Annotated in this window: 10 protein-coding genes and 1 pseudogene; all 11 read right to left on the reverse strand. The window is 42.7% G+C overall.

All coding sequences use genetic code 11. The features are described from left to right. Nucleotides 1-157: 157 nt before the first annotated feature. The 11 genes and pseudogenes from AAAT26_RS07110 to AAAT26_RS07160 all read right to left on the reverse strand — a co-directional run bounded on the left by AAAT26_RS07110 (nucleotide 158) and on the right by AAAT26_RS07160 (nucleotide 12,160). Nucleotides 158-2,326: a ribonuclease J gene (locus AAAT26_RS07110; protein WP_080563437.1), complete on the reverse strand. Its 2,169-nt coding sequence runs from the start codon at nucleotides 2,324-2,326 to the stop codon at nucleotides 158-160. Between the two features lie 435 nt (nucleotides 2,327-2,761). After that, nucleotides 2,762-2,884, reverse strand: a pseudogene (locus AAAT26_RS07115) (DUF805 domain-containing protein); the annotation flags it as partial. After that, nucleotides 2,871-3,668, reverse strand: coding sequence for a uracil-DNA glycosylase (locus AAAT26_RS07120; protein ID WP_349209039.1), 798 nt, complete (start codon nucleotides 3,666-3,668; stop codon nucleotides 2,871-2,873). The gene AAAT26_RS07120 and the pseudogene AAAT26_RS07115, both read right to left, overlap by 14 nt. 266 nt (nucleotides 3,669-3,934) lie before the next feature. Next, nucleotides 3,935-4,708, reverse strand: coding sequence for an ABC transporter ATP-binding protein (locus AAAT26_RS07125; RefSeq protein WP_349209040.1), 774 nt, complete (start codon nucleotides 4,706-4,708; stop codon nucleotides 3,935-3,937). Between the two features lie 11 nt (nucleotides 4,709-4,719). Beyond that, on the reverse strand, nucleotides 4,720-5,472 hold the full coding sequence (locus AAAT26_RS07130; RefSeq protein ID WP_008602165.1) for an ABC transporter permease: 753 nt from the start codon (nucleotides 5,470-5,472) through the stop codon (nucleotides 4,720-4,722). Between the two features lie 10 nt (nucleotides 5,473-5,482). Further along, nucleotides 5,483-6,436: an ABC transporter substrate-binding protein gene (locus tag AAAT26_RS07135; RefSeq protein ID WP_008602163.1), complete on the reverse strand. Its 954-nt coding sequence runs from the start codon at nucleotides 6,434-6,436 to the stop codon at nucleotides 5,483-5,485. 488 nt (nucleotides 6,437-6,924) lie between these two features. Further along, nucleotides 6,925-8,556, reverse strand: a complete 1,632-nt coding sequence (locus AAAT26_RS07140) for an ArnT family glycosyltransferase (RefSeq protein WP_287510898.1) — start codon at nucleotides 8,554-8,556, stop codon at nucleotides 6,925-6,927. 11 nt (nucleotides 8,557-8,567) lie between these two features. Further along, the gene (locus tag AAAT26_RS07145; RefSeq protein ID WP_004694680.1) at nucleotides 8,568-9,155 is read right to left on the reverse strand and encodes a DedA family protein; all 588 of its coding nucleotides are present in this window, start codon (nucleotides 9,153-9,155) and stop codon (nucleotides 8,568-8,570) included. 251 nt (nucleotides 9,156-9,406) lie between these two features. Further along, nucleotides 9,407-10,195, reverse strand: a complete 789-nt coding sequence (locus AAAT26_RS07150) for an ABC transporter ATP-binding protein (protein WP_349209041.1) — start codon at nucleotides 10,193-10,195, stop codon at nucleotides 9,407-9,409. Beyond that, nucleotides 10,192-11,193: a FecCD family ABC transporter permease gene (locus tag AAAT26_RS07155; protein WP_008602154.1), complete on the reverse strand. Its 1,002-nt coding sequence runs from the start codon at nucleotides 11,191-11,193 to the stop codon at nucleotides 10,192-10,194. Before AAAT26_RS07155 ends, AAAT26_RS07150 begins: the two co-directional genes overlap by 4 nt. After that, nucleotides 11,177-12,160, reverse strand: coding sequence for an ABC transporter substrate-binding protein (locus AAAT26_RS07160; protein WP_349209042.1), 984 nt, complete (start codon nucleotides 12,158-12,160; stop codon nucleotides 11,177-11,179). The genes AAAT26_RS07155 and AAAT26_RS07160 overlap by 17 nt, the downstream gene beginning before the upstream one ends. Nucleotides 12,161-12,276: the final 116 nt, after the last annotated feature.

Below are 12,276 nucleotides of genomic sequence, written 5' to 3' on the forward strand. Positions count from 1 at the left end.
ATCACCTCCTTTTATCCCTTATTACTCTTCTACTAAATAGTATTCGCTACCAATTGTAAAACTCCTACTTTGATTACATTAATTTTACAATCATATACCAATGAAAAACAAGCAGTTGTTAAATAACTACTTTAACAACTGCTTGTCTTAATTATATCTATACGTCTTGAATAATCGGCAAGATCATAGGACGACGACGGGTTTTATCATAGAAGAATTTACCCAATGCGTCACGTACGTTTTGCTTAATGGTTGTCCAATCTTTGATGCGTTGCATTTCGCAATCTTCAAGAACTTGTTCTACGCGGCGCTCTGCAGCAAGCATAAGTTCTTCTGCGTCACGAACGTATACGAAGCCACGAGATACGAGGTCTGGACCAGCTACGATAGTACCGGAAGCTTTGTCCATCGCCATAACAACGATAACCATACCTTCTTGTGCCAATTGTTGACGGTCGCGGATAACGATATTACCTACGTCACCAACGCCAAGACCATCAACGAAGATAGCGCCAGCTTGTACGCGGCCACCTTTGCGACCACCATCTTTATCAAATTCAAAGATTTGACCATTATCGCCGATAAGAACTTTCTTAGGATCTACGCCCATGGCCACACCGAGTTCACCATGACGGCGCAACATGCGATACTCACCATGAACTGGAATAAAGTATTCTGGACGAACAAGGTTAAGCATTGTTTTAAGCTCTTCTTGGCTCGCATGTCCAGATACGTGAATACCACGGTCTTTACCGTATACCACATTACAACCTAAACGAAGCAAGTTATCGATAGTTCTACCTACAGCACCTTCGTTGCCTGGAATTGGTGTAGCAGAAATGATAACAGTATCATTCGGTGCCAATTCTACAGTACGATGATTGCTTGTAGCCATACGGGACAAGCCTGCCATCGGTTCACCTTGAGAACCAGTCGTTAAGATCATGATTTGGTCATCTGTGTAGTTGTGCATTACATCTACGTCGATGATTGTATTTGGTGGAATATTCAAGTATCCGCGCTCTTGGGCAATTTCTGTAACATTAACCATGCTGCGACCCATAACTACAACCTTACGGTTGAACATAACTGCCGCATCAATAGCTTGTTGTATACGAGATACGTTGGATGCGAATGTTGCCAAAACAACGCGACCTTTTGCTTCTCCAACGGCTTGTTTAATCGCAGGACCTACGGAACTTTCAGATCCGGTAGTGCCTGGTTTTTCTACATTTGTAGAGTCCGATAATAGCGCTAATACGCCTTTGTTACCGAGCTCAGCAAATTTGTGCATATCCATCAAACGGCCATCAACTGGGGTTTGGTCAATTTTAAAGTCCCCTGTATGAAGAATTGTTCCGATTGGTGTATTAAAGTATACAGCGCAGGAGTCAGGAATGGAGTGATTTGTTTGAATGAAACCAACAGTCACTTGACCAATTTGAACTTCATCACCGGCAGCAATCGTACGAAGACATTTTGGAGATACCTTATGTTCTTTAAACTTGCCTTCGATTAATCCACAAACGAGATTTGTTGCGTATACTGGGCAACTAATTTCTTTCATAAGGTACGCCAAAGAACCGATATGGTCCTCATGGCCATGAGTAATTACGACAGCTTTCACGCGGTCTTTATTCTCGATAATATAGCTCATGTCAGGAATAACGATATCTACGCCAAGCATATCTTCACTAGGGAATGCAAGCCCTGAATCAAGAACGATAATTTCGTCCTCGTATTGGAATATGGTCATATTTTTACCAATTTCACCAAGACCACCTAGTGGGATGATTTGGAATTTGCCCTTGTTGGCGCCATTTGGCGTACGACCAACTAATTCCACTTGTTCCTCTTGATTATTCCAACCTGTAGAACGGTTATTTGGGCGGTTATTATTGCGATTCTGACCATTTTGGCCATTGCGACCATTATTGGTACGCGTATTACGTGTATTTTCACCACGCGGTGCACGAGTTTGGCGAGTTTTGCGTTCTTGACCTTCACCTTGTTCGGCATTGCGACGTGTATTTGTACGGCGAGTCGTATTAGTACGGCCACCATTCGCACTTGTGCGAGTATTTGTAGAACGGCGTTGGCGTGTCGAACCTTCACCTTCACTAGCTGTTTGTTGGCGCGTACGACCTTCGCCAGCAGGGCGGCGTGTATTTGTACGGCGACGCGTTTGTTTTTGCTCGCCTTCAGCCGCAGCTGTAATAGTAGCAGTTTTTGCTACTGTTGGTTCTGCTTTCACTTGTGCAGTAACCTGATTATCTGTTGTATTCACAGTTCCTCCTAAAATTTTGTTCATTAATTTATTTAACATAGTTTTTCTCACCTATCACTTGAATTGATCTATGCCACGAGGAAATGTCACACAAAGAAAAAGGCGCTATTATACTAGCGTCTCGTCAAATGGGCGCAAAAATGCGCTATCAAATTTTGCCGTTCCTAGTTTGTGTGCCATTTGCCGTAGCAAATGAGTATAGTGCACTATCAGATGCTTCAACCGCAAGAGACTTCTATTTTTATCTCAATCCGATACGCAGTGCAATATAGTCCGATCTGTTTTGATGAAAGCCTCACTTTCATACGTTGTGCTCATTATAACATAAAAACAACATAAACAAAAGAGTTCTACGCTTGATTCATCAAAAGTAACATAAAATTTTACTACTACTTAAAAGGGCGGCTCAAACCGAACCACCCCAAAGCATTTCATTATTTATCATCTGGCATACTTTTATAAAACCCTTCAATATGCACTCACCAGCAATGCAACGAGAATTCGAGTAGTGAAAGCGCTGCTCGTAGGCGATACTTTCATAATAGATGCCAACCGTTTGTCAATGGCGATGTTCCTCAACGCCTCACCATATTGATTGGCCTATAGCTTTAGCAAAACCTTCACGGTATAAATTAGCCCCACCGTTAGCCGGATGTCTAAGACCGATGGCTGAAAGACCGAATCGCCCCATCGTATCCGCCGATTTTTGACCGACAGCGAGCACGAGAGGCTTCGGTCCACCTAATTCGGTATGCAATGCCAACAGTTTTTTCGTATATTCCCAACCTAGCTGTTGCTCCGACTCAGTCGGCGTCCGGTTAGTGAGCGGTTCGCCCGCCTTATGAGGATGAAAGGGGAATATATTCCACAACAGTGCATCGTACGGATCAATACCTTGTTCAATGATGGCACTCCATACTACCGTATCCGTAGGTTCGTTAAACCCTTGTTCCTGTTGAGTCCGTTTCAGCATAGGACTCACAGGGGAGCTAGTTCTTTGTAATGTAACAGGCGTTATCTGATGCGCCCGAATTGTTTTATGCTTATCCAACAACATGCGCTCACAGGTAATGGCAATGCCCGAAAAACGCCCGCCTTGATATCCGACAGCCTCTGCCACTACAAAGATTTTGGAGCGTCCCAACCGCGGCAACAAATACGCCGTCAAATTGTTACGACGCACCTGCGCCGCATCAAAGTCAGACCGAACAATTTCGAGGTCGGAATTCACCTCACCCCACGGATTGTGAACAAGCTCGCCTCTATATTGACCGAGCCAGTCTACAAACTGCTGTACTTTTGCTACCCGATCCGCATCAAACGAGGCCATATATTCATCAAAAGACAGCGTTTTTTCTTCCTCTGGTGCAAATAAGGACATAGGATTTCCCCCAATTTATACTACCGAACCATATAATTAATAATGCTGTATATCATGATTATCAAGCTTTTATATACTGTATTTATACACTAAAACCTATAGTAATACAATCCATATATTACGATGCCCAATCATGATATGTGATACTATATCCGATAATCACGCACTACATAAAATGTATACTGTTACTGTATTCATAATAGCACCTATTTCTGAAAGTTTGATGCAAAATTAATACTCAAATATATCTACATGCAACATCACAATTATATATAAAACTCGATTTTGTCTTCTTTGGCGAGTTGGAATTGTTCAAATATGTGGTTTCGAATATTGACGAAGGACGCCGAGGTCCGGTCCGTCCTATCGATGAGATTGACGGGGATAATGGTTTGCACCCGTCCCGGATTAGCAGCGAGCACTACGACGCGATCCGCAAGAACCACCGCCTCTTCGATATCATGCGTAACGAATACGACCGTTTTACCCTCTTCACGGCAGATACGGGAGATTTCATCCTGTAAATTGATGCGTGTCAACGCATCGAGGGCCCCTAGCGGTTCATCCATGAAGATAATGTCCGGATCGACCGCCAACGCCCGCGCAATGGATACACGTTGCTGCATCCCACCGGACAACTCCGCCGAATAGCGATTGCGCGCATGGTCGAGCCCCACCATTTTCACGTATTTGTCGATGATAGCAGGTCGCTCTTCCTTAGGTACATTCTTGCTTTCAAGGCCCAGTTCAATATTGCTTTCCACCGTTCGCCACGGCAACAGTCCGTAATTTTGAAAGACCGTTACATACCGCAGTTGAGGTGCTTTCACCTCCGCGCCGTCGATGGTAATAGAGCCCGAAGTAACGAGCTCAAAGCCGGCCATAGCATTTAAAAGCGTGCTTTTACCGGACCCGGAAGGACCTAAAAGGCAAATAAATTCACCTCGTTCAATGTCCAGATTAATATTTTTAAGGATGGTGAGCGGTTCTCCATCTTTCATAAATTCCTTGTGTGCATTGCGCACCGAAATGTAACCCATGCGTCCACCTCCTATTTCTCAATGCCCCAACGTCTATAAATCCATTTTTCGATGAGGGACACGCCCCAATCGAGCAAAAGTCCTACAAAGCCAATCGTCAAAATCGCCACCATCAGAAGATCGTTACGCAAATTGTTCCGCATATCGATGATGAGGAATCCAAGACCCGTCTGAGAGCCTACCATTTCCCCCGTCACCAGGAAAATCCACGCCGTTCCGAGCGCGATGTGAAGTCCTGATGCGATGCCGGGAAACACGGCGGGCAATACGATTTTAAATAACAGTTCCGGCTGCTTGATACCAAAATTTCGGGCCACCTTGATGTATACGGGATCGATATTCTGAATCGCGGACACCGTGGATAAGAGAACCGGGAAAAACGCCGCAATAAAGATGATGACGATAGCCGGCGCCTGTCCGATACCGAAGAACAGTACGATAAACGGCAACCATGCCACCGGTGAAATGGGACGAATCACCTGAACGATAGGGTTAATATAGTTCCAAATACCCTTATACCAGCCTAAAATGAGTCCCAGGAATACGCCGGCTACGACGGAAATGATATAGCCTATGAAAAAGCGCACCAAACTGTCCGCAACATCCTTGAATAACACGCCGTCTCCGATGAGCTCCCCAAAGCCGAGCAACACTTTGTATGGCGTCGGCAGCAAGGCTTCGTTAAATCCGCCAAGGCGAACGATTAATTCCCAAATTAGCCACGCTGCGATAAATGAGCCTGGCACATATGTATATTTCTTCATGGTCCCCCTCCTATGGTAACAATGTTTGATCTACAAACTCTGAATAGCTCGGCACGTTTTTGATTAAATCAATATGTGTCATGTGATGCACGAGCGCATTGTAACGCTCCTCTGTAAGGGCTAAATCTTTAAACCCAATCACTTTGAGGGAATGTTCAATAACAGGATCCTTAAACTTCATGTATTTTAAGGAAATCTCCTTTTGCGCCTCCGGATGCTCGTCTAAATATGTACCTGCATCGAGATAAGCTTTTGTGAAAGCCCTCGCCAAATCGTGGTGTTCATCGACGAATTGACCGTTGAACACGAGGGCGCAACAGATATTGTCATGCCATAAGTGATCAGGGTCTTCAAAGACCTTCCCAGCTCCCATTTCTATAGCAAGAGAACCAAATGGCTCCGCCACGCTATAGCCAGCGATTTGACCGACCGACAATGCGGACGGCATTTCAGGAGGACTCATCTCCACTATCTGTACATCCTTCTCGCTAAGACCTGCCTGTTCAAGCATGAGGTCTACGAGAATCTTTTGAGTTGATTGCTTATGAGGGATAGCAAAGGATTTACCTTTCAAGTCCTGTACAGAGTTAATATCGTTATTTACAACAATAATGTTACCTTCCGTATGGCCTAATGCCGCTGCGCGCACATCAATGCCCTGTTCACGAGCCTTTACGCCGAGCTCAACGAGAACAGCTGCAGCATCTACTTTACCGGTGTTGAGCGCATCCATAAGTTCCGGCCAGGAACCGTATTTTACAAGCTCTACATGAACTGGACCATCTGCTGTCTCCAGTTCCTTCATAGCAAATACGGGTAGCGCATGCGTAATCGGTAAATACGCAACGCGCACGGTTTTTAATTCTTGGGCGGTCTTTGGTTTACTGTGTTCATGATAACCATACGCTAGCCCACTTACTATCAACAGCACGATAGCAATGAATAGATACCAAAATTTCTTCATAATGTCCCCTCTTTCTACCTCACAACAAGGGGCGTTTATGACTCATATCAATTTCCGCATTTTTCTAAACCTTAGATGAAATCAGGCTTTAGAACACCTCGTCTTCTAAACTTAATATAACCTACTATATCAATATGTATTAATTATGTCAATAAATCATATTAATATTGTAGGTATTATTATTTATGTACGAAAAATATCAATATAGACAAGATCCTATTCATTTAAATAAGCATTTTAATATAAAAGGCAAATAAATAGATAGTATATAGAGGATCAACACCAGTAAACTTTCAGATAACATAAAGCCGCAAGATTTTAATTAACCAAAAACAGCAAACAACTAATTAACAAAAAGTGGTAAGGTGCTAATTAACAAAAAACAGATAGTATTCGTTGTGATATGTACCCCCTTTACTAGACAACCAGTAAAGGGGATACATATCATTGGATACTACCTGTTTGTAATGTTTATTAACTTTTCACAATTATTTGAATAGAGTCTTTTTATTTAGTACGTAAACTTCAGATGTACCTGCTTCACTAGACTCAGATACATGTGGATAAATGGAGGACTGACGGAAATGCTTAACCTCCCCTTTAGGAACGATTAACATAAGTGGCTTACCAGATTCGATAGTCTTATTAAATTCCTCTTCACTTACTTGTTCCATAAGATATTTCTTCTGCCATTCAGCGCTACGTTTTTTCAATTTATCTCGATCATCCCAGCGACTTTCATCACCATTAATCTTGATAACCTTATGACCCGTATAATACACAACAGCCGTACTATAGCCATTATAGTAATAGACATCCCCTTCATAGGAATCCACTACTGGAACAACATCAATATTACTACGCTGCTTAACAAATGGCTCTAAGCCTTCCATAACAACTATAGAAGATATAACCATCGTACCAAGTACAATAATTGTAACTAAACGATATCCTCTTCTCGTATACCATGTATAGAACATAGCCAATATCGCCATAGCAACCACGACATAGAGCAAACAATAAAAACCCCATGGTGCGAAGAAAGAGCCTGCTACATAAGCAATCCACAAAAGCAACGTCGGCCCCATAATAATCCATTTTAGGGCTCTAGATTTGCCTTTGCGAATAAGCTTCATAACGCCCAAAGCACCGATAGCACTAAATGGGACTAAGCTAACAAAGGTATATAGAGGGTATTTTGTTGCCATCAAGGTGTAGAATAGCACAATTCCAACACCCCAAGTCATATTATAGATAAACCCTGTATGACGTTGTTTAAAGCCATCGATTATACCGTAAATAACAGCACCTGTCCACGGCATAGAGGCGCCAAGGAAGATAGCGAGGTAATACCACCATACGTTATCTTCCGGATGTTCCGATTGAGTAGCACGAGTCACATTGTGAAGCCCTAAGAAGCCATTGATAAAGTCTTGACCATGAACACTGTACATGTACACATACCACGGCAAACAAACTACACAAAAAGCTAAAATGCCACGCCAATCAAAGATAGCTTTCACCATAGACCAAGAACGATTAATGCCTGCAAAAACAAGTAAAATCATACCAGGCAACACAATAGCTACAGGACCTTTAGTAAGTACACCTAAAGCAGCGAATACATAAGCTACAATCATGGCATATGGTTTCTGTTCTACCAGACCCTTGTAGGAGTAAATCATGACCATCAATGTCATATAAAGGAGCACCATATCTGTAACAACGCCATGAGCTACGGTCCAGAACATGAGAGATGTGCCTAGAACGGATGCCCCAATGAGACCAAGCGCCCACTTACCGCTCATGGTACGCGTAGATTGATACATGGTCGCCACCGACAAAGCACCGAAAATAGCACTCGGTAGGCGCACCACCCAATCAGCAATTCCAAAGACTTTAAAGCCAAGAGCAATGAGCCAATAAATCATGATTGGTTTATCGTACCAATAAGTACCATAAATCTGCGGAGATAGCCAATCACCAGAAAGAACCATTTCCTTTGCCGTTAACGCATAATTAGATTCAACGGGATCTGTAACAGGCAACATATTATTGCCAAACATATAAAACACTAGCCACACAATAAATACGACTGGTGTTAATCGAGAGAGTTTCATAAGGGGTCTCCTTATCGACGATTACGATAGTATCTAAAGCCCAGTACTGCAGCTATAATGACAAATACAACAATCATACCAATCAAGAACTCATGATTGTACTCGATAAGGTCTTGCCAATTTTCACCAAGTACCTTGCCTAAGTAAACGAGCAAAATCGTCCAAGGAATCGTACCGAGTACCGTCCAGATGATGAAATGCCACATGGGATAGCGTGCCATTCCTGCCGGAAAGGAGATAAAGGTACGAACACCAGGTAAAAGTCGACCAAAAAATACAGCTACACCGCCATATTTATTAAACATCTTTTCTGCCAGTTCAAATTTATGTTCATTAAAAAATATATATTTACCATATTTCAATAATAAAGGGCGCCCACCATGCTCACCCATCCAGTAGGATACTATAGAACCAACAATCCCTGCTAAGATACCTACTACCATTGTCGTATGCATATCAAATATGCCTTGAGCTATCAAATACCCCGCAAAACCAAGTACGATTTCACTCGGAATAGGCACGTTAGCATTTTCTAGAACCATTGCAATAAACATGGCCGTATAGCCATATGTTTCCATAAACGAAATAATATATTCCACTATTTTACCTCACTAAAAATCCCCATCCGGGTTCTATAATGTACTTATTCTTGTACATCGTTTCGTGAAAGTTTCACCCAACCATTTGGTATACCATATATTTTACCATAATAAAGAGACCCTCACCACAAGTGGGGCCTCTTTAAGGTATAAACAGTATGTGATTTTCGCAATAGTTTTTTTGCTATTGTGTACAGCTCATTAAAAACAACTAACAATTAACTAGCTATACGGCATCTAACCTCCTCTGTTTAAGCAAGACCATATGGTACACATATAGGACATGTTTCTTCACTACGAGGACTTTGTAAAATATCCGCTTTAATGCCGAACCAATTTGCTAGATTCTCTGCAGTCATCATCATATGCGGAGCTCCATCACCGACGATAGCCCCCTCTTTGATGGCAATAATGCGGTCACTATAGCGCAAAGCTAGATTCAAATCATGTAGCACCATAACGACCATAATATTTCGTTCCCGCTGTGTACGTTTAACCAGCTCCATCAATTCAATTTGATGACGACTGTCGAGATAGGTAGTCGGTTCATCGAGGAGTAAAATATTTGGTTCTTGAGCCAAACTTAATGAAAGCCATACGCGTTGCCGTTCACCGCCGGATAGTTCCCCTATGTGATGATACCGATATTTCCATACATCTGTGCATTTCATCGCCTGCTCCACAGCAGCTAAATCCGCATCAGATAGTTCCTTAAAAATCGATACATACGGATTTCGTCCGGATCGAACCAACTGCTCAACTAACATTCCTTCAGGAGCTGTCGTAATTTGCGGTAACAAAGCTATATGACGCGCTAATTCCTTCGTATTCCACGAATGTAAAGGTTTTTCATCCAGCGATATGGTGCCTTGTTTTAGCTTAATAAGTCGGGCCAAAGCTTTCAAAAACGTTGATTTTCCCGAACCATTCGGACCGATAATAGATATTATTTCCGGTTTATCAAAGACGATGGATTGATTTTCCAGTATCAATCGTTTTCCATAACCTACCGTTATATTATCGACTGTTAACACACTCATCTTCGCCCCACCCCTTTCAATAGATACAAGAAGAATGGAGCACCCAAAAAGCTCATCAGTACGCCTACAGGGATTTCACCTGGCGCAATCATCATGCGCGCCAAAGTATCGGCATAAACAATTAATATGCCACCAAAAACCATAGACGTAGGAATCAAATAACGATAATCCACACCTACAATGAGACGCGCCACATGAGGCACAATAAGACCTACAAAACCCAACATTCCCGACACGCTCACCGCTGATGCGGCTAATAAAGAAGCTAATACGAGTAAGGACAATCGACATCTTTCAACATGCACACCTAAAGTGCGCGCCGTATCATCGCCTAAACTAAGCAATGTAAGCCATCTGATAGATATCATAGATCCAATAATTCCTATAGCCGTATAAGGCCAGATCATCATTACATCATCCCAGCTGCGCCCTACAAAACCACCTGCCATCCAGCTCACCGTTCCTTGAACACGATCCGGATAAAACACAGATAGAATCGTATTAAATCCGCCGAAAAAAGCAGCTACTGCCACACCGGCCAAGATAAGGCGCAACGGATTGAGCCCACCTTGCCAAGAAATCCCATAAACCAAAAACGATGCCACTAACGCACCAACAAAAGCACCAATAGGAACAAGCATAACGTAAGTAGGCATGAGAATCATGATGATCATAGCCGCCAAAGCACCGCCAGAGGTAATGCCGATAATTCCGGGATCCGCCAAAGGATTTCGCAAGATACCTTGTAAAATCACACCGGCTAAGGCAAGATTCATGCCAGCTAAAAAGCCCACTACAACACGTGGTAAGCGTATAGTCATGATAATTTGACCAATTTTCGATGTGTCGCCACCCGTTATGATTTGGTATAATTCGCCCCAAGTTAATGGAACGGCGCCCAGTTTCATACTCAGCAACACTCCTGCTATTAACAGAATCAGTGCAGCCACAAAAACGCGTAAGCCACGACGTTCCTGCACATTAATGAGATTGTCCATATAACACCTTTTCCGCATATAATAACACTTGATCCATTCGAGCGGTCGGCACCGACGCAAACAAAGGACCCGGCAAGACCTCTATATTCCCATTAGCAACAGCAGGTACATTCTGCCATGCCGGCGTTTTAAAAGCCTTTTTAAAAGCTGCTATATCTTTCTCACCGCTACTGCCATGATTAATCAAGATAACCTTGTCACAATCAAGAACGGCCATCGTCTCCAGATTAAGCGGAATATATCCATCCAAAGCATTCTCCGATACATCCTGCGGCAAATATACATCAGCCACATTTTTTGCCCCTAATCTTTGGAAAATATCTCCCACATATGTTTTACTGGAGGCTAGTTGGTAACTCGTAGGTGTCCCAAAAACGATGAGGACACGCGGTGCAGACTCATCTTTATGACGCTGTATGATTTCCGTTAGGATATCATTATATTTCTGGACCAACGCAGCCGCCTCCCTATCATGACCAGTCATAGTGCCCACATGTCGAATATGGTCCATGATGTCATCATAATTGGAGGATAAGTGGTAAAAGCTAGGAATATGATTCGCATTAAAAGCTTTGCGCAACGCCGTTTGAAACGGCATGGCAATGCCGATAACGAGATTCGGGTCGGACATAATAATTCGTTCAATACTTGGAGATACAGCACTATTCATATTCGGATACTGTGCAATTTTAGCCTGCACATCTGCCGGTAACTCCCTTGAATTTACTACGCCTACGGGGCTAACACCTAAAGTGATAAGCAATTCACTATCCGCCGAAGAAATGGATACTACACGACTTGCTATGTTTGGCAACGACACAATTTGCTTCGTATCATCTTCAATCTGAATAGCACCTGCCTCGCTGAATACCTCTCGCTTGCCTTCAAAACTTATACCCGTAGTGAAAGCTCCCACAACGGCAACAATACCCAATAAACATAATAATGGCTTATTGATAATGATCACCTCGCAGATAACTTATGCAAGCTAAACCTCATAGATTATAATTTCAAATTAATGCCACTATATTATGTATGAAATACATGCATTAAAGCCTCAGCATTTCATACATACATTAATAT

Origin of the sequence: Veillonella parvula (assembly GCF_040094895.1) — a bacterium.
Classification (GTDB): Bacteria; Bacillota; Negativicutes; order Veillonellales; family Veillonellaceae; genus Veillonella; species Veillonella parvula_L.

Coding starts and splice junctions, on each gene's coding strand:
- AAAT26_RS07110 (WP_080563437.1), bottom strand. CDS start 2,326: ATGTTAAATAAATTAATGAACAAAATTTTAGGAGGAACTGTGAATACA.
- AAAT26_RS07125 (WP_349209040.1), bottom strand. CDS start 4,708: ATGGGTTACATTTCGGTGCGCAATGCACACAAGGAATTTATGAAAGAT.
- AAAT26_RS07150 (WP_349209041.1), bottom strand. CDS start 10,195: ATGAGTGTGTTAACAGTCGATAATATAACGGTAGGTTATGGAAAACGA.
- AAAT26_RS07135 (WP_008602163.1), bottom strand. CDS start 6,436: ATGAAGAAATTTTGGTATCTATTCATTGCTATCGTGCTGTTGATAGTA.
- AAAT26_RS07120 (WP_349209039.1), bottom strand. CDS start 3,668: ATGTCCTTATTTGCACCAGAGGAAGAAAAAACGCTGTCTTTTGATGAA.
- AAAT26_RS07140 (WP_287510898.1), bottom strand. CDS start 8,556: ATGAAACTCTCTCGATTAACACCAGTCGTATTTATTGTGTGGCTAGTG.
- AAAT26_RS07130 (WP_008602165.1), bottom strand. CDS start 5,472: ATGAAGAAATATACATATGTGCCAGGCTCATTTATCGCAGCGTGGCTA.
- AAAT26_RS07155 (WP_008602154.1), bottom strand. CDS start 11,193: ATGGACAATCTCATTAATGTGCAGGAACGTCGTGGCTTACGCGTTTTT.